We start from the raw sequence: 24,604 nt of genomic DNA on the forward strand, positions 1-24,604 counted from the left end.
TGCACATCAATACACCTTATAACTAGATAACAATGCCAACCGTACAAACCACCTACCTCGGAGAATTGCGCACCGAAGCTGTTCATTTACAGTCGGGTACTACGATTATAACTGATGCTCCCACCGACAATAATGGAAAAGGAGAAGCGTTTTCTCCAACCGACCTTGTAGCGGCTGCTTTGGGAAGCTGCATGATGACCATCATGGGAATTGTAGCCCGCCGTGATGAAATCGACTTGAAAGGTTCACAAATGGAAATAACCAAAGGGATGTCGGCGGAGCCTCCGCGTAAAATTGCGAAAGTAGAAGTGAAGCTGTCGATGCTGACAGGCACGGAGCTAAGCGAGGCTGAAAAAGCCAAATTGGAGAGAGCGGCGCACACTTGCCCCGTAGCGCTAAGCTTGCATCCTGATATTGAGCAAGCCATCACTTTTGAATGGAAGGTGGGATAGAGGGTTGCGCACGTTTGTGGAGAGGGTTGTTCACTTCTGTGTGTGGAGGGTTGCTCACGTCTGTGGAGAGGGTTGCTCACAACCCGACGATTGTAAGGTAGCCGGGTTGTGAGCAACCCTTAGCACGGTGGTCGGGTTGTGAGCAACCCTTGGCACGATGTGTGAGCAACCCTCCACACGAACAGTAAACCCAACACAGCATAAACAGAAAACAAAAAATGAAGACACTACTAAGTTTATTTTTGGGAATATGGGTCGTTATTGACTTGAATCAGACCATTTTTGCGGAAAAAATTCAAGTTGAGAAAGGAGCTACAAAAACCGTTACGGCCGTGGCAGTGGCCAAAAGTTTTGTGGGAACGCCCTACGTAGCGCATACCCTAGAACGTTCGCCCGAAAACTTGGTGTGTAATCTTCGAGAGTTTGACTGTTATACTTTTGTGGAGTCGGTGTTGGCAATAACTCATGCCCGTCACCACCAAAAAACCTACATGCAGTTCCAAAACCAATTGGTGCAAATGCGGTACCGAAACGGCGTCGTTGATGGGTACGGTTCGCGCTTGCATTATTTTTTGGAATGGAAATTTCAGGGGGAAGCCAAAGGGCTTTTTGACGATGTGACCGAAGAATTAGGAGGGACAAAAATCCAACCTTCTATCAATTTTATGACATCGCACCGCGCGGCTTATGCGGGTTTGGCCGAAGAAAAAGACTTCCAGACGACCCAAGAAGTGGAGGCGAAACTGTCGAGTAAATCGTGGCATTATCTTCCCAAAAAAGAGGTAGAAGGCATTGAGTCAAAATTGCAAGATGGAGACATCATTGGCATTACGTCGGGCATTGAGGGGTTGGATTTTAACCACGAAGGTTTTGTGGTAAAACGCAACGGCCGAGCGTATTTGTTGCACGCTTCGTTGGAAGCTAAAAAGGTAATTGTGGCGACTGAAACCTTGTCGGATTACCTTCAACGGGTCAAAAAGCACAGCGGAATTGTGGTTTTACGCATTAAATAAGCTTAGTTTTTATGAAATTAGCCATTGCCCAATTACAATCGGTCAGGGGGGATGTTGCCCAAAACAAAGAAAAACACCTGCGTTTTGTGGCGCTTGCGGCGGAGAAACAAGCAGATTTTTTGGTGTTTCCTGAATTGTCGTTGACCAATTACGAGCCGCTTTTGGCCGAAAGTCTGGCGGTGGAGAGCGACGATGCTTTGTTGGATGAATTTCAGGAACTGAGTAACCTACATCGCATGACGATTGGCGTGGGGATGCCTACCCGAAGTGCGGCTGGCGTACACATCAGTTTGGTGTTGTTTCGACCGTATCAAACACGCTTGGTTTATTCCAAAAAATACCTTCATGCCGACGAAGAACCGTTTTTTATCAGTGGTGAAAATTTTACCACGATTAAGATAAACGAAGAAGCCGTGGCGTTGGCAATCTGTTATGAGTTGTCGGTGGCAGAACATACCGAATGTGCTATCAATAGTGGGGCGAAAATTTACGTAGCCAGCGTCGCCAAAACCGCAGCGGGCATGGAAAAATCGGTGGAAATTCTTTCCAAATTGGCCCAAGAACATTCAATGACGGTACTGATTGCCAATTGTGTGGGGCCGTGTGAGGATTTTGTGGGGATTGGAAAAAGTGCAGCTTGGTCGCCCGAAGGATTACTAAAGCAGCTTGACGATGAAACGGAAGGGGTTTTGGTGGTCGATACCAAAACCCACGAAGTCGATGTCAGAATTAATTCCTAGCCGAAAACCAGCCTTGAGTCGTCGTTGAGCTTTCCAGTTTTTTCTCCAGCGCGTCAGGAAGTTTAGGGAAAAAATCAATGCCTGTGAGGCGCTCAATTTCATCCACACTGACCACAAATGTTTTAAGGTTTTCGCTCGAAAACTCATTCTTCATCAGAAACCCAATCATGCGCGGTTGGCGGTCGGTGAGGCAAAGTGCAATTTTATAATACATTTCGGGAACGGCAATTTCATTGTTTTTACCAATGGTAGGTAAACCAGGTTTTAAAACGGGCCCCGTAACAATGTACAATTCTTCGTCGCGCTGTGCCCATTGACGAAATTTTTGCTCCAAATCGTTCCAAATCCCACGGTTAAAATCGCCCACTTGCGGACTGATGTTGCTCATGTAAAACGTTTCTTGCTTATCGTCGGGCGAAATATTAAAATCGCCCGCAGGCGCTAAGTGTCCACGGTCGTAGCCCGAGCGGGTATAGTCAGCGTGCGTAGCCGAGCCTGTTTTGACGAGCGGGTCGGGAACAAATTTATTCCCATCGCGAGAAAGGTACGCACGGGCTTCGTCACCCAACAATTTATAGGCGACCCAGTCGGCTTGCTCATACTGTTCGCGGTACCGAAGCGTGATGCGGTGGTGGCGGATAATTTGGTCGTTGGAGCCAATGGCGGGTAAACCAAAATCCTTTGTTTTTGAATAGTCCCCTGCATTGGACGAAGTAGATTCAGGCTCATCGTCGTCGGAAGAGGTAGTGCTTTCGGAGCGGGTAGAAATGCCTTCTTTGTCCAACAGGCTTCGGTCGTCTTTATTGGAAGACGTACGGTCGTCGGAGGCTACATCGTTGTAGGATGTTCGGTCGTCGGAGGCCGTGCTGGTAGGTTCAGGGTTTTTGTAGGGGTTATTTCTGTCCGAGGAACGTTCTTGGTAGATAAACACACTTTTAACGTCGTTCCAAAACGAAACTAGCGGTTTGGTACGGCCACGGTAATGAAGCACCAGACCGATGGCGATAAAAGTAAATAACAACATTAGGGTGTTTCCCCAACGCAAGCCTTTTCGATAATACATGCTGAAATGTTTGTTCTCTGTTTTTTGGTATAAAACGCAAAGAACGGTAGAGAAGGTCGAACAACGCAACGTTTTTTTTGAACTTCCCAAAAGTTTCCGCACTTTCGAGTTGATATTAGACCAACAAAACGTGCAATCACTACACATCGCAGTTATTGGCGGCGGGGCCGCTGGATTTATGGGCGCCATCACCGCCGCCGAGACTTTTCCCACCGCCAAGGTGACTATTTTTGAAAAAAGCCGCAACGTCCTGAGTAAAGTAAAGGTGTCGGGCGGGGGCCGTTGCAACGTCACTAATGCCGCGCCATCGCTCCCTGAACTGGTGAAAGGCTACCCGCGCGGTGCAAAATTTTTACGACCGCTGTTTGAAATTTTCAACAATCAACACACCATTCAGTGGTTTGAAAGCCGAGGTGTAGCCCTCAAAACCGAACCCGACGGGCGGATGTTTCCCACGACCGATAGTTCCGAAACGATTATAGATTGTTTGCAACAAGCGGCGCAGCGGGCGGGCGTGGAGGTGCGCACGAGCGCAGGTGTCAACGCCATTGTAGCTGAGGGAGAGCAGTTTTTGCTAAGGCTTCAGTCGGGAGAAGAACTGATGGTAAGTAGAGTTTTGGTGACTTCGGGAGGCCACCCGCAGTTGTCGGGCTACGATTGGTTGGCTACGTTGGGGCTCGAAATCGAAACGCCCGTACCTTCTTTGTTTACCTTCAATGCGCCCAAATTGCCCTTGAAAGACCTGATGGGAGTATCGGTAGGAAAAGTAGGCGTAAAATTGGCAGGAAGTAAATTGACCGAAGCAGGGCCGATGTTGTTTACGCATTGGGGCGTAAGTGGGCCTGCGGTACTGCGTTTATCGGCCTGGGGCGCGCGGGAGTTGGCTTCTAAAAATTACCAATTTATGTCCTTGATAAATTTTACCAACCAAAAACCAAACGAAGTGCAAGAGCAGCTGACTTCCATGCAGCGTGACGTACAGTGGAAAGGGAAGTTTGTGCCGACCCAAGCGCCCTTTGGAATACCTCAGCGCCTTTGGAAACAATTGGTCGAGCTCGCCAATATCCCCGACACCATGCGTTGGGCCGACTTACCCGCCAAAAACCTCCACCGCTTGGTAGAGCAACTGACCAATTTTCAGTTGGAGGTACAGGGGAAAACCACGTTCAAAGACGAATTTGTGACCTGCGGGGGCATTAATTTAGCGAACCTCCATCCCAAAACCCTCGAAAGCCGTCACGTTCCTGGGTTATTTTTTGCGGGCGAAGTGCTGGACATTGATGGTATCACAGGAGGCTACAATTTCCAAGCCGCTTGGACTACGGGAGTGATTGCGGGGCGGAGTATTGGGGGTTAATTTTAAAATTAGTTTAAAAAGGATAAATTCGCCAAATGTTTTAGTATAATTTAGCCTATAAATATCGTGTGGATACAAAAAATATAATTCCAGAAATTGTGGCTTTATCAATAGGACGTGATAAAGGCAATGACATCGTGGTAGATAGCCCGACGGTTAGTCGTCAACATGCCCATTTAACTATTTGTTCTCCGAGTAGTTTTATTCTAGAAGATTGTGGAAGTAAGAGAGGAACCTTCGTAGAAAATGAAGGGCACCGCGTGAGAATAACCAGAAAACTGATAGATATAAAAGATAAAATATGGATAGCTGATGTCGAGTTTGACGTTGCTAGTGTAGTTCCCAAAGAGCAAAAGGTTGCTGAAAAACAAATAAAGCCAGAAAAAGCGTTTCTTGATTTTACCGCTGAGTTTGCAGACCTAAAGAAAGTTTATGAGGATTATCCTGTATTGCGAAAAGCGTGCAGAGAACGCGACAAACTGATTCGTTTATGGAGTGTAGTTGGCGGGTCGGTGATTGGCATAGGGTCAGTAGTTACTGCGGGAGCATTTGGGGTACTATCCGTACTTTCCAGTGCTGGTCTTAGTATTTTGGTGCCAACGTTAGCTTCTCATCTGCTTTCTACAGAAGAAAAACTTGAGTTGATAGATAAAGAATTTAGACAACGTTATCGCTGTCCCAATCCCGAATGCCATGATCCTTTTGGAAATCGAGAATACACATTGTTGGCAAAGCAGAAGAAGTGTCCAAAGTGCAAAGCTGTTTGGGTAAAATAATTTCAGATATTTTGACTTACCTTTCATGGCCTAAATTGATAAATAGAAAAACGTAAATTAGTATGCAAAATATAACTACCTCCGACCAGCAAATGACCGATGTTTTAAATGATGCAAGTGGTCAGATTTCTACTAAATCTTCTTCCAAGTTGACAGCTCGCCAAAAAGCAGCTATTTCTACCGCCACTATATTATTGGGAGGTGGAGCTGCGTTTGCTGCGGTCAAGTTAGGGGCAATTGATAATCCTTTTGATGTAAATGAGCCACAAAAAGATAGCCTTTCTAATCGAAATTCATCCCAAATAACAACTAATAGCCTACCAGAAGAACCTACCGCGCCTGTAAAGCACAATCAGGTCTCTGTTGTTCAAAATGGAACAATAAAGCCAAATCAAAACATTGATATTGCTGGTGGCATAAACGAAAATATGACGTTTGAGGAAGCCTATGCCGCAGCACGTGCGGAGGTAGGGCCAGGTGGTGTGTTCTCTTGGCATGGGAATGTTTATAATACTTTTACAGTGGAAGAATGGCAAAGTTTGTCAATCGCACAACGACAGGAGTTTTTGAGTGATATAGGTTTTCAGTCAGTTGCGTCTCATGCTAGTTCGACAGAAGGAATAGTTGCTCCCCTAGAACCTAATTATGTTGAAACTATCATCAATGGCCGTCCTGCGTTGGCAATTGATGACAATCGTGATGGTATTGCTGACGCAATTTTGATGATGGATATCGAGACTAATAGCATGATAGCGATTGTGAATAATAGTGGAGATGATGGACTAGATACAGTACTTCAAATTGATGCGACTACACAGGAAATAGTTCGAGTAGAAGCGTTGGAGGAACCTGTGATTACTGAAATGAGCAAATTAGAAAGACTTGGTGACACTCCCCAAGATACTACACAAGCAGAGGAAGAGAGCACTGTTGCAATGGCTAGTGATGATGAGGACGTTACTGACGATGATGGTTATATTAATGATGCAGAAATGCCTGAGATGGATTAATGACAACATTTAAAAACGCTATCATCAATTGCCAAAAATGTGGCAAACTCATCATCGTTAAAAGTCGAGATTTTGAGAAGGGAACAATCCAATGTGCCCACCAAAATTGTGGTCATGTCAATAAACTTACCCTCGAATTTTATGATGACCGTATTTTGCAAGGGTTGCCTTCGTTTGGACAACTTGTCTATGTTGAAAACCCAAGTTTGTCTTATCCACTTCAGATGGGAGTAAATACGATAGGGCATTCCTCCTCATGCACAGTCCATACCGAACGTTTTACGCATGATGGTAAGTGCTATCTAAGCAGAAGGCATTGCACGATTGATGTTTTTTTCGACCAATGGACAGGCTTGCTACGCTACATACTACAAGATGGGGCATTAGAGACAGAAAGTGGCCAATTCAAGTATAGCCTAAATGGAACATCTATTGGTAGCTATTTTCTTAAAAATGGGGAAAAACTGGATGTGCCAAATAAAGGTTTAATCAATTTGGGGGGTAGGGATATTTTCAGATTGGAGGTTTATGAAATTCCAACAGCTATGTTACAGTCCTACAAAGTATCAAAACTTTTTGACCCCGATGAAACTCAGTAACCAATGAAGATTATTCTTAATCAGCCATTTGCTTTTTCGTTTACGGGGCAGCGAGAAAATAATGAAGATGTCGTTTTTCCTGAGTTTCCTACTCCCAATACACGTCTTTTTGTGGTTTGTGATGGGATAGGTGGATGGGATAAAGGAGAAATTGCTAGTAGCCTTGTGGCAGGGGCAATCATTCAATATTTTGAACAACGTCCTCCTGTGGCTGTTACCCAAAATTATTTAATGGATGTAGTAAACCACGCTCACTTGGTTTTGGCTGAATATCTTCAACAAAACCCGCTTTTGAGTCGCATGGGAAGTACAATGGCACTCTTATATTTGGATGAAGGAGGGGCTACGATTGCTCATATTGGCGATAGTAGGGTGTATCACATACGTGATGGCTTTGTATTACACCAAACACAAGACCATCGTTATGTTTTAGAGCTCGTTGCGGAAGGAATTATCACCCAAGAGCAGGCAAAAACACACCCACGCCGAAATAGTCTAAGCCGTTCGATTGGAGTAAAAGCAAATGAAGCAAACATAAAAATAGATGAGCCTACCATTTATTCTATCACTGATATACAAGCGGGAGATTATTTCTTTTTGTGTACTGATGGGGTTTTGGAGCAATTAACAGAAGAAAAGTTGATGGGAGTTTTTAGAGAGGATGACAATGATGCATCAAAAATGGCAAAGGTGTTATGTATCTGTCAAGACCAAACTCGTGATAATTATTCAGGCTGTTTAGTGCCTATAAGTGAAGTGGTTATAAACAATGGAATAAGTTCAACATTACCCCCCAAAAAAAGAAGTTTGTGGCAATGGCTGGGATTGATGTTATTTTTATTGTCACATTTTTGTTCTGCTCAGAAGGAGGCTACTTACGCAGTTTTAGTAGGTATTTCTGATTATAAATCGTTGGATTATCGCACTGGGGACTTGAGATTTGCAGATAAAGATGCCCAGCGAATGAAAACATTTCTAATGAGTAAAGCTGGCGGTAACGTCCCTGAAAGAAACATTCGATTACTTACAAATAGTAATGCCTCTCAAAGAAATATTCTTAAAGCACTTCAATTGTTCCAGAAGGCTACGGCCAATGACCGAGTAGTTTTTTACTTTTCTGGACATGGGATGAAAGGAGGATTGGTCCCTTATGACGTTAGCAGAAATCAACCAAGTTCAATCTTGAGCCATCAAGCACTTAAAACATATTTTAAAAGTTCAGCGGCTTTGACTAAACTTTGTATAGTTGATGCTTGTCTGTCAGGGACTATGACGGCTAAAACTGCATGGGGTATATCGGACGTTGAAACAGCACCCCAAAAAGCTGATGTAGTGCTAATGTTATCATCACGAGCAACACAAACTTCTATAGAAAGTGGTATTACTAGGGGAGGACTTTTTACTTTTTTCTTACTAAACGGGCTTAGAGGTAAGGCGGATTTAGATGGAAATCGGCTAATTACGGTAAAAGAGCTTTACCAATACGTATCACCACTGGTGAAGAAAAATGCCATAAATAAACAAGCTCCGACATTTTACGGTAATTTTTCTGATAATTTAACTATGAGTTATGTCAAATAGTACTTGCGTAGCGTAAAATTTGTAGTTTTGCTTTTCTAAAACCCCATACATTCTTAGCCTTATCGAATGAGTTATTTTTCTATTCAACCTTTTCTTTTTAGGTCTAATAAAAATCTTTTCAAAATTTCGGTTCTTCACTGTTTAGGCATTGCTCTAATTATAATTTCAGAGGGATGCCAATGGAAAGACCCTGTTTTGAAAATTTTAAAAACATGTACATCTCCCACTGAAATAGTGGCAACCAAGAGCAGTAGTAGTGCCTATTCCTACGTATATCGATTAAATACGGAGACTAATGAGGTCACCAGTTTAAACTGGAAGGTATTAAGTGGTACAACGGTACTTACGCAAGGTAGAGGGGATGGAGGTGTGTTTGGATATACATTTGTGTCGGCGGGTACTTACACGATTGTTGCAGAAATTCAAACCCTATGTGGGGATAAAATAACACTTTCTACGAACACAGTAATTACGGTAAAAACATGCGTTTTGCCTACTGCTATAACCAATTCAACGACGAATTCTAATACATATACTTACTCACTTGTCAATGGAGTAGCAGCTGATGTTAAGGCTGTACTGTGGAAGGTATTTAATGGAAGTAATGTCGTATTTCAAGAGCAACGAACAGAGGCGGGTACATTTAGCTACACCTTTACATCTTCGGGGAGTTATACGATAAGCGCAGAAATAGAGACTGTTTGTGGCGAAAAAATAACCCGAACGTTGGGGGTAACTGTTTCGGTCGGGGGAGTTTCGGCTACTGCCAATTTCAAAGCTTGGCGAAATGGAAGTAGTGCAAATGACGTAGGTAACAGTGTGGCTGTTGACGGACTTGGTAATGTATATGTTATTGGTAATTATGGGGCTTCGATTTCTTTTGGGGCAACAACTTTGAGTGTCGCAGGTGCTAATGACGTATTCATCGCTAAATACAATAGTAATGGAGATATGGCATGGGTACAACGGATAACTGGTGATGGTACGGACGAAGGAAAGGGAATTGCCGTGGATGCTAACGGTGATATTTATGTGGTAGGGCAAGTAAGTACAAATGCAGGATTTTTTAATACTACCGCCAACGTTATTTCTAATTCACCAGTAAGGAGACAAACGAATGGACCAACCGATGTATTTGTAGCAAAATACAACCGTGATGGACAAATGCTCTGGAACAAACTCTATGGTGGAGGCAGCCCTGACCAAGGAGTTGGTATAGCAGTGCATACGTCAGGTATTTATATTACAGGCTTCTTTAGTGCACCTTCTGCAACATTTGGGAGTACGACCATTCAAGCATCAGGGGGAGCAGGTAAATATGATGCCTTCTTAGCTAAATTAAACGGGAATGGAGATGCTATTTGGGCTGTTTCTTGCGGTGGCTTTGAGAATGACTATGCAAGCAGCGTGGCTGTAGATACAGAAGGCAATGCTTATATGACAGGAAATTTCTCTTCACCAGCTACTTTCCGTTCGGCCTCTGGTGCATCAACGGTTTATTCTTCCAACGCAACCCCCGACATATTTCTTGCAAAATATAGCTCAAGTGGAAATTTGGTAGCTTTTCACAATTCAAATTCTGGAACCCCCGCCTTTGGTAGCAGTGTGGCTGTGAGTGGTTCCGCTGTATATGTTACGGGGACTATACAAGGTGCTAATTACGGTAATACCCAAGTGAACTACCGTGGAGGCGGAGATATATTTTTGGCAAAATACAACCTAACAAATTTAAGTGTAGAATGGGTGAAAACAGCGGGTGGCGCGGGTGCAGATGCTGGGAATGGAGTCGTTGTAGATAAATCGGGCAATGTTTACATTACAGGTTTAATAAGCAGCACGAGTACATTTGACAATACATCAGTTAGTTCTTCTGGAAATACAGATGTATTTTTAGCCCAATATGATAGTAACAGTACTTTTAAGTTTGTAAAGACGGCAGGCGGAGGGGGAGCTGATGGAGGAACGTCTTTGGCGGTCAACACCGCTGGAAATTTACTGCTATTGAGTGGGTTTTACAGTAGTTCGTTTGTATTTGGGACAGCGCCTGCATTGTCTTATTCTGGAGGGCTGGATATTTTTGTCGCAAAGTATCCTGATTAATAGACAAATAATGGTTTGCCAATGAAAAACCAAATAAAAGTATGCAATGCGTATTTTGTAAAACTGGTCAAATAGAAAAGGGAAAAACGCTGATTACGCTGCAACGTGGCGTTGCGATTGTAATCATTAAAGACGTGCCTGCTGATGTTTGCGATAATTGTGGGGAAGCGTATTTGTCAGATACAGTCAACCAAAAAGTATTAGAATTAGCTGAAAGTGCTGTGGAAAAAGGAGCCGAGCTTGAAATGATTCGTTATCCTGATGCCTACAAGGAATTGGTTTAAAACAATTGAGTGATTTACTAAATGAACCCTGATTTTACCACCTTTCAAGAATTTCGTAAACGATACCCAATTCAATTTGCAGATAAGGGGGCGTGGTTGGGAAGTGGTACGTACGGTAAGGTTTTTAAAGTTGAAGATCAAGTAGAGACTGAGTGGGTAGCAGTAAAAATCAGTGAATACCGACGAAACGAGGCTAAATCACTCAGAGCGGAAGTAGAACTTGCCCAGAAAGTACCACGACATGCCAATATTGCGCGTTATGATGCTTGTTACCGCCTTGAAACAGATACGGGGGTAAGTGATTTCGCAATAATGAAATATTATGCCGACGGAAATTTGGCAGATTTGCTTAAACACCAGAAACTGTCGGACAAAGAGCTGCGAGATATTGTCAAAGGAATATTAGAAGGGTTAAAACATTTACACCAACAGCGGATTGTTCATCGAGATTTTAAACCTGCCAATATTCTTATTTCACGTGGGTTCGACGGACGCTATGTTCCCAAAATTGCAGATTTTGGACTTAGTAAACTGGTAAGCCAAGATGAAATAGAGAGTTCTGATTTTGACTTGAGCGATGGTAGAGGTACGCCTTCCTATAAAGCCCCAGAACAAATTGAGGGGGGGCGAGTGAGTTTTAACCTAGATTTATGGGCATTTGGGGTTATTTTATACGAAATGCTAACGGGGGAAAAGCCTTTCAGCGTAGGCTCCCACTCAAGTGAGCCTACATTGCGCCGTGAGATAGAACGCAAAATTATTACGGCTCAACTCCCCGAGCGTCTCTTTGCTTTACCAGAACCCTATCAAAGTATAGTACGTCGATGTCTCGTTAAAGACATTCGGGCGCGCGTACGCAAAGCGGAGGAGTTGTTGGTGATGCTTGATGAACCAATAAAAAAATCTCCGCTGGTCAAACCGATTCAACCTGTAACACAGTCTGTGCCTACAGATACAACAGACGTTTACGAAAAACCAAAGGAAAACAAACTGGAAGTACCTACGGATGTGTATCAGCCAAATGTGGTTGTACCAACTACAAAAAAACAACCCAAAACAAGTAATTGGGCGCTTTGGGGAGGAGCTGGAACTGTTGTAGTTGTTTTGATGAGTCTATTTTTTTGGAAAAAAGAGGATGCGAAGCAAGGTAGTGAGAGCCAAATAAATGGAAAACCAACTCAATTGACCGAAAGAAAGAATGCTAAGATACCTGCCAAGGTAGAGGTTATCCCCGCTAAAAATAAGCCTGAAAAGCGTAACCCAGAACCATTAAATGAGAATAAGACAAATGAGGTGGTTCTTGCTCCGACGAACAACGATGAGGTTGAACGTCGTATGAAGCAACAAAAACTAGAGGAGGAAAACAGGCTAAAAGAACAAGCTGCATTGAAGAGGCAGCAAATCCAGAAAGAGTACGACGAGTTGATTGAAAGGGGCATGATAACAATTACAGCAAGCAATAATAAAGGAGCAGCTATTCAAAACTTTAAGCAAGCCAATGATTTAGCGAACAGTAATGATGTTGCTACTGCCAAAGGAATGAATGCCTACGCTACTTATGTCGCGAAAGGTGACCGTATTTTTGCAAATGAAGAATACGAAGGGGCAAAAGCTTGGTACAGGGTGGCACAAGCTATCCGAAATACAGAAGAAATTCGTCGAAAAATTAAAGAATGTGATACAAATTTATAATGATGCAAAAGATACTTTTACTTCTACTAATAACCAATTGTTGGGTTACTACAGCCAATGCCAAAAATGTGCGAACCGCTCCGACAGCGATAAAAAATGTTGCACTGGGAATTGATGAAGAGTACGACCGTTACAAGAAAAGAGGGGATGATTTTTTTGCACAAGGAGATTATATCAATGCCCTTAAGCAATACCGAAATTGTTTGGAAGTTCCTAATTTTGAGAATGATACGTATGCAAAGGGACGTATTGCGTTAGTAACAAAATTATCAACTTTGCGAGATAATGCTTCAAAACTCATCAGTTCGGGGAAAGGAGAAGAGGCGCTTGGAGCATTGAAACAAATCTTGGTAGAAAACCCAAATGAGCCAATTGCTAAGGGAATGCTAGCGGATTTTTGGACTGACAAAGCGACTAAATTGTATGCACAAAAGAATTATACAGAGGCGAAAAAGAATTACCAAGAAGCACTCCAATACGTAAATAAGCCTGACTTAATCCAAGTACAGATTCAGAACTGTGATGAGTTTATCAAAGTTCAACAACGAAATGAAGTTGCCGCTCAAAATGTAGCAGAAAAGCCAAAAGATAAAGGTTTAGAGCCTGTACAAAATCCTGTAAACATTTCTAAACCTCAAGAAACGAAAGAGAAAACACCTTTAGAAGCGAAAAAAGAAGGGGTCAAAAAAGAAACTACTCCCGCAGTAACATTGAAACCAATTGCATCACCCAAACGCCGTATTGTTCCAAAGGTACTTACTGCTTTGGTAGGATTGGGTGCGGGAGGCTATGCGTATCTTCTCAATAATCAATACCAAACAAAGCTTAGTAACCTCAATAGTATCTCACAAACAACTGATCCAGATGGGGATAATGTAATTTTGAACCAAACGGCTTTTAACCAGTGGGAAACGGCTTATAAAGACGTTAAAAATTTCCAAAGCAATAAAACAACCATGTATGCTTGTTTGGGGATAGCAGGGGCTGCTGCTATTGCTGAGATTATCCTATTGACGACTAAGCCAAAAACTAAAAAACAAACTGGTTTTAAACTCAATTCTAATAATCAAAATATTGGTTTGGCGCTTCAATACCGTTTTTGATGATGAAAAAAGCATGTTCTTACATTACATTGGTGTTTTTGACTGCCTGTCAATGGGTAGAGCCTTCGATGAAAACATTGAAAGTTTGTCAAAAGCCTACTGCAATAAATGCGACGGTCAATGCGAATAATTCACGTCAATATACCATATCGTTGGTTGGTTCAACAACTGATATAATTTTCCCAATTAACTGGAAAGATGGCCCATATACGATTGGTACGAGTTCCTCATCATCGATTAATTATACTTTTGCGGGAGATGGTAGTTTCGTGATTACAGCTGAGGCATTGACCAAATGTGGGGATAAAATAACACTTACATCTACTGTTGCTGTAAAAACATGCGTTCTACCTACTGAAATCACAGTAACAACGGATCCATTGGATGTCAGAAAGTTTAGTTTTGGTATTAAAACGAGTGTACCGTCAGACGTAGCGTCAGTAGCGTGGAAAACTGTAAGTCAGTATAAAGACCAGGCTCATGGTTCACTTAAAGTAACGGATAAAATTACGTACACGGTTAATTCTTCCGAGGTGGTGAGTGTTATGGCAATTGTGCAAACAATCTGTGGGCAAACTATAACACTAATCCAAAATGTCAGTGCAGAATTTAAGATTTGGGATAAGACATTTGGAGGGAGCGATACTGATGAAATAATCTCAATGATTACTACTTCTGATGGTGGTTATTTGTTAGGAGGCTCTTCAAATTCAAATAGCTCAGTCGATAAATCAGAAAATAGTAGAGGTAATTATGACTTTTGGGTTGTTAAAGTTAATGCGAATGGTCAAAAACAATGGGATAGAACGTTTGGAGGTCTTGGTGAGGAGAAATTAGCTGGTGTGATTGCTACGCCTGATGGAGGTTTTTTACTCTCTGGCCACTCAGGATCTTCAGCAGGAGGAGACAAAACTGAAAATAGCCGCGGTGGCTTCGATTTCTGGATTGTGAAAATTAATGCTAACGGTCAAAAGCAGTGGGACAAAACGTTTGGAGGAAATAATACGGATTACTTTGGGACAATTATAAGTACATTGGATGGGGGTTTTGTCATAGGAGGGAATTCAACCTCAAATATTTCGGGGGAGAAATCTGAGAATAGCCAGGGTGCTTGGGATTTCTGGATTGTTAAAATCAATGCGAATGGTCAAAAACAGTGGGATAAAACCTTTGGAGGACGCAACGACGATTTTCTTGGAGGGCTTTGTACCACCCTTGATGGGGGCTTTTTAATAGCTGGGCAATCTAACTCTAATAATTCAGGAGATAAGTCTGAAAGTAGTCGAGGTGGTATTGACAATTGGCTGGTGAAAATTGATAAAAATGGTCAAAAGCAATGGGATAAAACCTATGGAGGTGCGGAAGATGATAACTTCCGAGGGATTGTAGCCACTTCAGATGGAGGGTGTCTTTTAGCATGTGCTTCAATTTCTAATAGCTCAGGCGAAAAGTCAGAAAACCGCCGAGGAAGCTATGATTGTTGGGTATTAAAAATTAATTCGACTGGCCAAAAGCAGTGGGATAAGACTTATGGCGGCCCATGGGATGATGCAGTTGCCGAAGGTGGGATTACTTTAGGAGCCGACAATAGTTTTTTAATTACAGCATACTCAAGTTCACCTGCTGGAAATGAGAAATCAGAACCTGCAAGAGGACAACAGGACTATTGGTTATTTAAAATAAGTGAAAGTGGGGAAAAGTTGTGGGATAAAGTTTTTGGCGGAAGTGGTCAGGAAGGTTGGCCTGGGACTAGGTCAATCGTCCACTCAAATGGAAGTATATTGTTGGGTGGGTATTCCGATTCTAACATTTCAGGTGAAAAATCTGAAAACAGCCGCGGAGGAAGGGATTTCTGGATTGTAAAAATTAGGTAAGGGTGTTACTTGGAGCATATTTTTTATATGAAAAAGGCGTTTCTTTATATTTTATTAATGTTTTTAATAGGCTGTAGATGGGCAGATCCTGTTTTGAAAACATTGAAAGTATGCCAAAAACCTACAGCAATAAATGCCGCTGTTAGTGCAAATAGCGCGCGAAAATATATGTTTTTATTGGCTGGGGTAACTGCGGATATAACATTTCCAATTACATGGAAACAAGGTTCTACTATCCTAGGAACGAGTTCTACAGGAGCATTTGAATACACATTTGGCGCTGATGGGAGTTATGTTATTACGGCAGAAGTGTTGAACGTATGTGGAGACAAAATGTCTTTCACCACTACTGTGTCTATAAAAACGTGCGTAATGCCTACTGAAATAATCATTGATAGTAAAAATGAACAGACGGTTACGTATTCACTTAAACCAAATACTTTGCCGAGTATTAAGCTTGTGATTTGGAGAGTTGTAAGTGCTGGAAATACTATTTTTCAAGAACAACGGTTAGGGGAAAACTCCTTCAGCTATACATTTACTGCGAGTGGAAATTATACTATTGTTGCTGAGGTTGAAACTTTATGTAATGAAAAAGCAACAGTAAGTACTAATACTTTGATTGAATTGCAGGTTAGTTCAAAAATATGGGATAAAACCTTGGGAAGCAGTAGTCGAGATGAGCCCTATGCAGGAATAGTTTTGACAAATGACGGGGGCTATCTTATTGGGGGATTCTCTGATGGAGGATTTTCGGGAGATAAAACTAACCAAGGTCGTGGTGGTGATGATTTTTGGCTGGTAAAAATAAATGCTGATGGTGTCAAACAATGGGATAAAACCTACGGTGGTAGTAACAGTGATATTATGACAAATATTATTGTAACGCCAGATGGTGGTTTTTTGCTCGGAGGATATTCAGATTCAAAAGCGTCAAATGAGAAATCTGAAAATGGGTTTGGGAAATTTGATTATTGGGTGCTTAAAATTGATGCCAATGGTACAAAACAGTGGGATAAGACCTTTGGAGGAGCAGATGATGATATATTAACAAGTGTTGTTTCGACCTCAGATGGCGGGTTTATTTTAGGAGGGACTTCAAGCTCTGCTAGTTCTGGGACAAAAACGGAAAATAAAAGAGGAATTACTGACTACTGGATTGTTAAAATTAGTGGTAATGGTGCTAAACAATGGGATCGAACATTCGGGGGGGCTAACACACAGTCTATGACAGCTCTTATTTCAGCTTCAGATGGAGGGGCTTTGCTTGGAGGATGGTCCACCTCAGATGCTTCAGGTGATAAATCTGAAAATTGCCTTGGAGGTTGGGACTTTTGGGTTATTAAAATAGGAGCTAACGGTCAAAAACAGTGGGATAAAACACTTGGAGGGGGAGCTGATGATGTTTTGGAAACCTTACTATTTATGCCTGATCGTGGATTTTTATTAGGAGGCTCATCCCGTTCGGGAAGTTCGGGAGATAAACAAGAGCAAAATAGAGGGGAGACAGATTTTTGGTTGGTAAAGATAACCGAAACCGGTCAAAGACAATGGGATAAAACCTATGGAGGAAACGGGTTTGATGGTATGACTAATGCTATTTTTATGCCTAATAATAGCATCTTGCTAGTCGGAAGCTCTACATCAAATATATCGGACGACAAATCAGAAAATAGTAGAGGTAATAGGGATTTTTGGATTGTAAATATCAATGAAAGTGGTCAAAAACAATGGGATAAAACGTATGGTGGAAATGGTGATGACAATGCAGGAAAAGCACTGCAAACGTCTGATGGAAGAGTTGTCCTAGTTGGTTATTCAGATTCTAATAGTTCGGGTGAGAAATCCGAAAATAGTCGTGGTGGGCGAGATTTTTGGGTAGTTAAAATCCGATAGGCACTTACATGCTTTGTAATAATTTTTTCGCACGTAAATGATAGTGATGTTTTGGGTTGTGTGCGATTCGCGCTAAAATTTTGTTTGCCTCTTTTGTTTTACCTTTCTTTAGATAAACCAATGCGACATACCACTCTGCTTTTTCGCGGGTAAGTCGAGATGGGGCAGTTTTGGAAATGTTTTGTAAAGACTCAAAAGGCAAAGATTTATATTGTACGTCTGTCATTTCTCTATCGACCAGTGCCACTATCTCTGTTTCTCTGGAACTACCAAAAGATTTAGCCATCCACCAACTTATTCCTATTATTAGTACAATAGAAGCTGCGGCTGACCATACAGGCCACTGTTTAAAGACAGAAAATGGCTGTTTTGGTTTTATTCTTTGTTGAATTTGGGTTCGTTTTTTTGAAGCATTGAGCCTTTTTTCGATAGCCAATGCTTGAAACCCTATGTATAGTTTTTGCTGAGTTTCTACCTCCAGCCGAAAGGCGCTATTATATTGTAATTCACTTTCAAAGTCGCGCCGTTCGGCCTCCGAAAGCTGGTTTTGAAGGTATGCTTCAATTCGTTCAAACTGGCCTGAATTCATTTTGTTTGCTGGGTCAATTTTAGGTAAATATTTTTAAGTTTCTCAGTGCAATCATACCGTTTTTGTTTGGTCGAAGACTCTTTCATTGAGAGAAGCAGGGCTATTTCTCGTATTGATAAGTTATCAATGTAAAACCATTCGATGAGTTGTCGGCAATCACCTTTGAGCTGGTGGAGGGCGCTGCGTACTTGAAAAATAAGTTCATTCTGCTCAAGGTCTCGTTGTAAATCAATGTCATTGGCAGGGTTATACGAATCTGGCATGGGCGCTTGCGTCTTAAATCTACTTGAAGCTAACTCGTTCAGCCATACCTTTTTGCAGTAGTCGAAGATAACAGTTGTTATTTTGACGTTATCTTGGTATTGATATTTTCCTGTCTCAATGTTTAGTAAAAAGTTTAAAAGACCTTTGTGGAAAGCATCTTCCGCATCCATTTGAGTACCACTGTTTTTTTCAACCCAATAAGAAAATGGATGCTGAAGTTCTTTATATAAAAAGTCGTAGGCCCACTCCCTCCGTTGTTTAAGTGCTTGGTATAAGTCAAACTGAGAAAATGAAGTAGTATGTTTGGAGGGCATAGTGTTGGAATATAATCATACCAAACATACACTAAAGTTTAAATTTCTCAAAATGGAAAAGTAGTTGATTGTTTGGGAACATATACTTTGTTGCCGTTATCGTTATAGTAATACTGACCACCACGAGGACCTGTGTGAATAGTGCGGCCTTGCCCATAATTGTTTGCATTAGGAGAGTTATCACGAGCACGAGAGCCAGACTCTGATGTAAAAGGATTAGAATTTCCTTGAGTAGAAAAGTTGTCTAAATTTGTGCTGTTAGACTCGGTTTTGTAGTGTCCTTGAACATAAGTTCCATTGCTTTTTTGATAGCCGTTTTGGTATCTAACAGATGGACTGGTTGTTGTTGGCTCTTCAAATAAACTACTTCTTGAAGAAGTTGACCGTTTGGAAGGTTGTGTTGAGTATGGATTGTAAAATGACTGGTTAAATGACAGAACCGAAACAGTTAAAAACAAAAGAATAAACAGTGGAGTGCGCATAGCGTAAGTTGATTAAGATGATAAATGAATTTCTTCTTAATCAAATCAACCTCAGAAAGGTAAGTGAAAACCGACCAAAAAAATCAAAACGGCCGCATGGCCTTCACAAAACGATTTTTGAAGTACTTAGAAAAGAGGTTGTCTTCGCGGACACCTTTGGACGACGAAGCGTGAATGAATAGAATGTCGTTTTTGCCGCGCACTTCGGTTACAATGCCCACGTGCGAAACGTAGCCCGCTTTGCCCGCGTCGGGTACGTAGAAAATCCAGTCGCCTGGACGGATGTCGTGTACTTCCTCGACTTCGGTGCCGAATTCAGCTTGCTGCCACGAAATGCGCGGAACTTTGAGGCCCACTTCGGTATAAACCGAGCAAATCAATCCTGAGCAATCGATGCCGCCTCGGTCGTTACCGCCACTGCGGTAGGGCGTGCCCGTATAAGCACGAGCACTGCGTACAATGTCGCGCACGTAATTTTGGTAAGCACCTTTGGGTTTGGTCAGTAGGGGACGTTTGGTAGCGGGCGTTTTAGTGGTAGTTCTAGCAGGAGGAGGCGATGACTTGAACACGGCACAAGCGCTCACCAACAAACCAAAAAAAACGATTGAAAGTATGCCTACAAAACGCGTCATTCCGTACTGGGTTAGGATTTACAAAAATAACGTAAGAATAAATGAAATAGCGTGAAGATGGGGGAATTAATCAAATTGGCAAAGAGTAAATAACAAATTGGCAATGGGCAAATTGGCAAAAGGCAAGGGGTACTTTGTCACCTCGACGACAGGAGAGGGCTAAAGCTACTTCTAAAACGTGAATAGGCAAATGTAAACACATAGTTCACTAGCGCACAAAAGACTGTCTATGTTTACTATGTGTTTATTCTACTGTTTTCTATGTGTTTCAAAAAAAAGTATTTATTCGTACACCCTAGCTAATATCCGTCAGGGCGATGATTTTGTCGTTTTTAAATTGGAAAATAGAGCGGCCTTCCAGCTGAATTCGGTCGTCTTTTTTGAGTCCCATTGGCAAATCCATGGCCAAAACGGCTTCGTAATCTACCTCGATTTCACAAAGGTCGTTTTCGTGTTTGAACGACGTGATGGTTTGGCAACGTTCTGAAAAATAGCCTTTTGACTGCTCCGCTTGGTGGCGAATGGCCTCTTTGCCTTCTAAATGAAGGTTGACTTCGCCATTGGCAATGTTCTCAAACTGTACATTTTCGTCGAGGTGAGCCAACATGCCTTCTACGTCAAATTGGTTGTAGGCTTCGACGTACGCTTGTATGATTTGTTCGCGTTCTTGCATAGAAATTAGGGATAATGTGAGTGCAATTTTACGTTTTTTTCAAAATTTCGTCCGTAAAATGGGCACGTAGTTTTGGTTGGGAGAATTTTTCTTGGTTAAAATCACTCGATTTTCCGCGCGGTACCGAAAGGGAAGTCCACTGCGTAGCAAGCATTTTCCCGATAAATACCAGTTGACCCACGTGGTAAGGATAATGCGCCAATTGCCGATGAATGGCTTCCGTTACGGTATGGCCTTGGTTACGGATGTAAATAATTCTAGTGAGGTCGTCAGAACTCAGAGCATCAAGGGCTTGGAAAAGACAGGTCCAGCCTTCTTCCCATTGCTCAAGTACTTCTTGACGGGTGGTGGCATCGTTGATAAATTCAGCATCGCGGTTACGGCTTTCCTTTTCCCCATCAGTGGTCAAAAAATCGGTCCAACGCGAAAGCATGTTGCCCCAGAGGTGTTTTACAATGGTGGCTATGCTGTTACTTTCTTCGTTGTAGCTCCAAAACAGCTGTTCATCGCTGAGTTGTTGCATGGTTTTATCGCCCAGTAGTTTATAGTATTCAAATTGCTTGCGAGTACTTTCAATAAAATCGTTTTGCATGGTAGAAAGAGGGTTTATCAAACGTGATTCGATAAAAATAATGCTATTTCTGTTTTTTAATACCTTGTTTTTCAAACCATTTGGTGCATTCTAGGAAGAAAGACTGAGGTTGTTCTACAAACGGGAAATGTCCTGCGTCTTTAATGATTACTTCGGTCGATTGAGGAATCTGTTTGGCAATACGATCCGATTGTGAAATTTTGTCGCAAATAAAATCATCGTCTCCTACAACGACGAAAGTGGGGGCGTTGATAGAGGAAAGTTTCGGGAAAAGATACTCCGTTCCAAAATTGGCGGTTTGGGTATATTTGTCCACTTGGTCGTTAAAACTGCCCGCTTTTTTGATAAAAGCCTCTATGTTTTTTTCGTCGTGAAAATAAAACGGAATAATAAACTTCATAGCTTGGGTAAGCGTCATAGTGGGGTCGTAGTTCATAAGCACCTTGACTCCTGCTTCAAAATAGGGTTTTTCCTTACGTTTTAATATGGCTTTTTGAATTTCAGCTTCGTACAAGCTGTCCCGACCCGCCAAAGCGCCAATGGCAACAATGCCATTAACATTGTTGGGGTGGCTAATGCCGTACGAAAGCACCTGAAACCCACCCATTGAATGGCCTGAAAGCCACACTTTGGGCTGATTGAGGTAGTGCCTTAGGGCATCCATGTCCTCCATAAAAAACGAGGTAGTGTATTGCTTGGGGTCTTCGGGGCCTTTGGATTGTCCACTATGGCGGGTGTCGTAATAAACCATGGTAAAGTACTGCTCAAACGGATGAAAATAGTTTTTGAGGTACTCCATCGAAGCACCCCAGCCTGGGGTTGGGAAGAGCATAACGGGGCCTTTCCCTGCCACATAGTAGTGCAGGGTAGTTCCATTCACAGTAGCAAAGTGGCTTCCTGGCGATAAGCGATTTTGAGCGTAGCTTAGGTTAGCTATGAATAAACAAAAAACGAGTTTGGTGTAACGTGTAAGTGACATGAGTGGTTAAAGAATGTGTTGACCCAAAAATAACCAATTTTTGATAACATTCTTCGACGTAGTTTCTAAAGCAAAATAAATCGCTCAACCCGTATTTGTTCCAAAAAATGCGCGTCGTGCGAAACCACGAGGAGCGTCCCTTGGTATTCATTGATGGCAGCAGTTAAGATGTCAATGTTTTGAATATCAAGGTTATTGGTGGGCTCGTCTAGCACAATCAGGTCAGGAGCTTGGCTTCCAATTGTGAGGCAACACAGCATCAAGCGCATTCGCTCGCCGCCGCTCAACGCACCGCAAGGCTTGTCCCAGGTTTCTTTGTCAAACAAAAACCGATGCAAGCGTATCTTGATTTCGTGTTCTTGCAGTGCTGCGCTGTTGGCCTGTTGGGCTTGCTGCAAAACGCTTAAACGCGGGTCAATCAACGAATAATCTTGGTCGATATATACCGCTTGCCCCGCCGCTCGATGCAAGGTGCCCGCCGACGGTTGGAGCGATCCCAACAGGAGTTTAATCAAGGTGGTTTTCCCCGAGCCATTCAATCCTTTCAGCGCAATGCGCTCACCGCTAGTGATTTGAAAGTTTAAACTTTCCAGCCAAAGCGACTTGTGACCATAGTTGAAATTGAGTTGGTCGGCCGCAAACAAGATTTTTCCTTTGTGCAAAAAAGAGTTGTTAAACCCAAACTTCATCTTGTCGATGTCGGGAAGGGACGAGCGGAGGTCGCGTAATTCTTGGGTCAGGCCGTCAATTTTTTCACCATGAACACTTTTTAGCTTTGAGGTACTGTTTTCGGCATTGTTTCTCAGGGTATTCATCATAATACGCGCCACGCCCGCTTTTTCTTGCTTTTGTTTTCCGCGCGCGTCCAGTTTTTGTTGGCGTTCCAGCGTTTCACGTTCCTTTTCTTTGGCTTTCCGAAGCGCTTTTTCGCGGCTTTGAACGTCGTGTTGGAGGGCATTCGACTGGATTTCTTTTTGTTCGGCGTAAAAATCATAATTGCCGCCATAGACGGTAATCCCTCGCTTTCCAAGTTCGCAGACGGTATCAAGCAAATTGAGTAAGGTGCGGTCGTGGCTTACTACGATGAGCGTTTTGGAGGTTGATTCAATAAAGCCGTAGAGCAACTGCCGCGCCGCCGTATCTAGGTGATTACTAGGCTCATCGAGCAAGATAAAGTCTGGGTTATGAATGTCGATTCCTGCTAAAAATACCTTTGTTTTTTGCCCACCACTCAAAGTTGCTAACGGTTCTGTAAGGTCAATTTCGGTGAGCTGCCAATAGGCAAATGCTTCTTGAATCCGTTCTTCTAGCGTCCAATCGTCATCGAGTACAAGAAGGTTTTCTTCCGTGACGTTGCCTGCCAATATTTCTTGCAAAGCAGTTAGTTTTTGGGCTACTCCAAGTGCCTCCGCGACCGTCAGGTGGTTGAATTGACCTACTACTTGTGGGATATAATAGGGTGTTGCTTGCACCATCCGTTGACCAGTAGAAGGGAGTAATTCACCCGCAATGATTTTCAACAACGTCGATTTCCCTGAGCCATTGTTGCCAATTAATGCGATTTTTTCGTGGGTATTTACGGTCAAATGAAGCTCATCAAACAACCGTGATTTGTTGGGATGTGTATAGGAAATATTCTGGAGAATCAGCATGATTTCTTTCTTTAGGAGTGAATAAAAAAGCACGTGCCGCCGCATCGCGACGGGGCTATTTATTGAATCGGAAAGAAAGTGAATCTCACATGGAAGTAATAAATTGGACGCAGAGGGGCTGGTGTATCTGACGCCGAAATGATGCGACAAAGGTAAGGGGAATTTTACTATTTAGGAAGATATCTCAATTTTTTGCCGCCAAACCGCCATCACATAACACCGCGAGTGTGGTTCATTGGGGTTTAATTCAATAAATTCTTTTTGGGTCAAAATCGCGCGATTGTAATCACGGAGAAGTCCGCGTTCATTAAAATCGTCTGGCATGAGCGTGCTTGCCATTCCCGTACAATTGGTTAAAGTACTGATTGAATAGGCGTCATCTAGCAGGTCATAACCTATAAATTCAAAGCCATCGAGCGGTACTTGATGGCAAGCTTCGGTAGGTTCTTTTACGACTGCAATTAGTTGATAGTGAATAGATTTAGTTCGTCGAAGTACGTAGTCGATGGAGCTATAAAAGCCAGTCAACCAGACGCCATCGCAAACAATATATGTCCAGTCCTCACTGCTTTTGTAGTCTGGTTCGACGACAGAGGGGTTGAGCAACGCGTCCAAAGAAACCATTTCTTTCAAATGATGTAACCCGTACCAAGCCGCATAGTCATCCCATGAATGTCCATGAGCGTGGTACTGAGGCGTAAAGGGTGCGATGGCGTTGTACCAAAAAGTCATAAGAATGTTTGTTTACAAACGATAGTCGAAAAACAATCTTACAAGGATAACAAGAAGGCCAAAGACTTTCCAAGTTTTTGGATTTGCGAAGTACAGACTTGGAAAGTCTCAAAGACTTTCTAAGTTTTTGGATTTGCGAAGTACAAACTTGGAAA

At 42.4% G+C, this 24,604-nt stretch carries 24 protein-coding genes; 14 read left to right on the top strand and 10 right to left on the bottom strand.

Features of this window, described 5'->3' with window-relative positions:
• Nucleotides 1-32: 32 nt before the first annotated feature.
• From AC23N5_RS08815 to AC23N5_RS08825, 3 genes are all read left to right on the top strand, one after another.
• Complete coding sequence (locus tag AC23N5_RS08815; protein ID WP_487755267.1) at nucleotides 33-452, top strand: OsmC family protein; 420 nt, start codon at nucleotides 33-35, stop codon at nucleotides 450-452.
• Nucleotides 453-670: 218 nt separating this feature from the next.
• Nucleotides 671-1,465: an N-acetylmuramoyl-L-alanine amidase-like domain-containing protein gene (locus tag AC23N5_RS08820; protein ID WP_487755268.1), complete on the top strand. Its 795-nt coding sequence runs from the start codon at nucleotides 671-673 to the stop codon at nucleotides 1,463-1,465.
• A gap of 11 nt (nucleotides 1,466-1,476) precedes the next feature.
• Entirely contained in the window at nucleotides 1,477-2,205 is a 729-nt protein-coding gene (locus AC23N5_RS08825; RefSeq protein ID WP_487755269.1) for a carbon-nitrogen hydrolase family protein, read from the top strand.
• On the opposite strand, the gene AC23N5_RS08830 is transcribed toward AC23N5_RS08825, so the two are convergent.
• Entirely contained in the window at nucleotides 2,195-3,268 is a 1,074-nt protein-coding gene (locus AC23N5_RS08830; protein WP_487755270.1) for a DNA/RNA non-specific endonuclease, read from the bottom strand. The two genes, AC23N5_RS08825 and AC23N5_RS08830, sit on opposite strands and share 11 nt — an antisense overlap.
• Nucleotides 3,269-3,398: 130 nt before the next feature.
• Here AC23N5_RS08830 and AC23N5_RS08835 point away from each other — a divergent pair, with 130 nt between their 5' ends.
• From AC23N5_RS08835 to AC23N5_RS08885, 11 genes are all read left to right on the top strand, one after another.
• Entirely contained in the window at nucleotides 3,399-4,625 is a 1,227-nt protein-coding gene (locus tag AC23N5_RS08835; protein WP_487755271.1) for a BaiN/RdsA family NAD(P)/FAD-dependent oxidoreductase, read from the top strand.
• 68 nt (nucleotides 4,626-4,693) lie between these two features.
• Nucleotides 4,694-5,401: an FHA domain-containing protein gene (locus AC23N5_RS08840; RefSeq protein ID WP_487755272.1), complete on the top strand. Its 708-nt coding sequence runs from the start codon at nucleotides 4,694-4,696 to the stop codon at nucleotides 5,399-5,401.
• Between the two features lie 62 nt (nucleotides 5,402-5,463).
• Nucleotides 5,464-6,411: a hypothetical protein gene (locus tag AC23N5_RS08845; protein WP_487755273.1), complete on the top strand. Its 948-nt coding sequence runs from the start codon at nucleotides 5,464-5,466 to the stop codon at nucleotides 6,409-6,411.
• Nucleotides 6,411-7,010, top strand: coding sequence for an FHA domain-containing protein (locus AC23N5_RS08850; RefSeq protein ID WP_487755274.1), 600 nt, complete (start codon nucleotides 6,411-6,413; stop codon nucleotides 7,008-7,010). The genes AC23N5_RS08845 and AC23N5_RS08850 overlap by 1 nt, the downstream gene beginning before the upstream one ends.
• Before the next feature lie 3 nt (nucleotides 7,011-7,013).
• The gene (locus AC23N5_RS08855; protein ID WP_487755275.1) at nucleotides 7,014-8,591 is read left to right on the top strand and encodes a caspase family protein; all 1,578 of its coding nucleotides are present in this window, start codon (nucleotides 7,014-7,016) and stop codon (nucleotides 8,589-8,591) included.
• 234 nt (nucleotides 8,592-8,825) lie between these two features.
• Complete coding sequence (locus tag AC23N5_RS08860) at nucleotides 8,826-10,691, top strand: SBBP repeat-containing protein (protein WP_487755276.1); 1,866 nt, start codon at nucleotides 8,826-8,828, stop codon at nucleotides 10,689-10,691.
• 41 nt (nucleotides 10,692-10,732) lie between these two features.
• Nucleotides 10,733-10,975: a type II toxin-antitoxin system MqsA family antitoxin gene (locus AC23N5_RS08865; RefSeq protein WP_487755277.1), complete on the top strand. Its 243-nt coding sequence runs from the start codon at nucleotides 10,733-10,735 to the stop codon at nucleotides 10,973-10,975.
• A 21-nt stretch (nucleotides 10,976-10,996) separates the two neighbouring features.
• Nucleotides 10,997-12,667, top strand: coding sequence for a serine/threonine-protein kinase (locus AC23N5_RS08870; protein ID WP_487755278.1), 1,671 nt, complete (start codon nucleotides 10,997-10,999; stop codon nucleotides 12,665-12,667).
• A gap of 2 nt (nucleotides 12,668-12,669) precedes the next feature.
• Complete coding sequence (locus AC23N5_RS08875; RefSeq protein WP_487755279.1) at nucleotides 12,670-13,770, top strand: tetratricopeptide repeat protein; 1,101 nt, start codon at nucleotides 12,670-12,672, stop codon at nucleotides 13,768-13,770.
• Nucleotides 13,770-15,644 (top strand): hypothetical protein, encoded by a 1,875-nt coding sequence (locus AC23N5_RS08880; RefSeq protein WP_487755280.1) that lies wholly within the window; start codon nucleotides 13,770-13,772, stop codon nucleotides 15,642-15,644. Before AC23N5_RS08875 ends, AC23N5_RS08880 begins: the two co-directional genes overlap by 1 nt.
• A gap of 27 nt (nucleotides 15,645-15,671) precedes the next feature.
• On the top strand, nucleotides 15,672-17,540 hold the full coding sequence (locus AC23N5_RS08885) for a hypothetical protein (protein WP_487755281.1): 1,869 nt from the start codon (nucleotides 15,672-15,674) through the stop codon (nucleotides 17,538-17,540).
• Nucleotides 17,541-17,544: 4 nt separating this feature from the next.
• Here AC23N5_RS08885 and AC23N5_RS08890 read toward each other — a convergent pair whose 3' ends face one another.
• The 9 genes from AC23N5_RS08890 to AC23N5_RS08930 all read right to left on the bottom strand — a co-directional run bounded on the left by AC23N5_RS08890 (nucleotide 17,545) and on the right by AC23N5_RS08930 (nucleotide 24,449).
• Entirely contained in the window at nucleotides 17,545-18,129 is a 585-nt protein-coding gene (locus tag AC23N5_RS08890; RefSeq protein WP_487755282.1) for a hypothetical protein, read from the bottom strand.
• A complete protein-coding gene (locus AC23N5_RS08895) occupies nucleotides 18,126-18,707 on the bottom strand; it encodes an RNA polymerase sigma factor (protein ID WP_487755283.1) in 582 nt (193 codons plus the stop codon). The genes AC23N5_RS08890 and AC23N5_RS08895 overlap by 4 nt, the downstream gene beginning before the upstream one ends.
• A 47-nt stretch (nucleotides 18,708-18,754) precedes the next feature.
• Nucleotides 18,755-19,189 (bottom strand): hypothetical protein, encoded by a 435-nt coding sequence (locus tag AC23N5_RS08900; RefSeq protein WP_487755284.1) that lies wholly within the window; start codon nucleotides 19,187-19,189, stop codon nucleotides 18,755-18,757.
• 83 nt (nucleotides 19,190-19,272) lie between these two features.
• On the bottom strand, nucleotides 19,273-19,821 hold the full coding sequence (locus AC23N5_RS08905) for a C40 family peptidase (RefSeq protein WP_183973522.1): 549 nt from the start codon (nucleotides 19,819-19,821) through the stop codon (nucleotides 19,273-19,275).
• Nucleotides 19,822-20,116: 295 nt separating this feature from the next.
• On the bottom strand, nucleotides 20,117-20,494 hold the full coding sequence (locus AC23N5_RS08910) for a nuclear transport factor 2 family protein (RefSeq protein WP_487755285.1): 378 nt from the start codon (nucleotides 20,492-20,494) through the stop codon (nucleotides 20,117-20,119).
• 28 nt (nucleotides 20,495-20,522) lie between these two features.
• Nucleotides 20,523-21,086, bottom strand: coding sequence for a DUF1572 family protein (locus tag AC23N5_RS08915; protein ID WP_183973526.1), 564 nt, complete (start codon nucleotides 21,084-21,086; stop codon nucleotides 20,523-20,525).
• Nucleotides 21,087-21,129: 43 nt separating this feature from the next.
• Nucleotides 21,130-22,065 (bottom strand): alpha/beta fold hydrolase, encoded by a 936-nt coding sequence (locus AC23N5_RS08920; RefSeq protein WP_487755286.1) that lies wholly within the window; start codon nucleotides 22,063-22,065, stop codon nucleotides 21,130-21,132.
• A gap of 65 nt (nucleotides 22,066-22,130) precedes the next feature.
• Entirely contained in the window at nucleotides 22,131-23,717 is a 1,587-nt protein-coding gene (abc-f, locus tag AC23N5_RS08925) for a ribosomal protection-like ABC-F family protein (protein WP_487755287.1), read from the bottom strand.
• Between the two features lie 171 nt (nucleotides 23,718-23,888).
• Nucleotides 23,889-24,449: a hypothetical protein gene (locus AC23N5_RS08930; RefSeq protein WP_487755288.1), complete on the bottom strand. Its 561-nt coding sequence runs from the start codon at nucleotides 24,447-24,449 to the stop codon at nucleotides 23,889-23,891.
• Between the last annotated feature and the right edge of the window lie 155 nt (nucleotides 24,450-24,604).

It is taken from the genome of Runella sp. R5_40 (genome assembly GCF_057652295.1).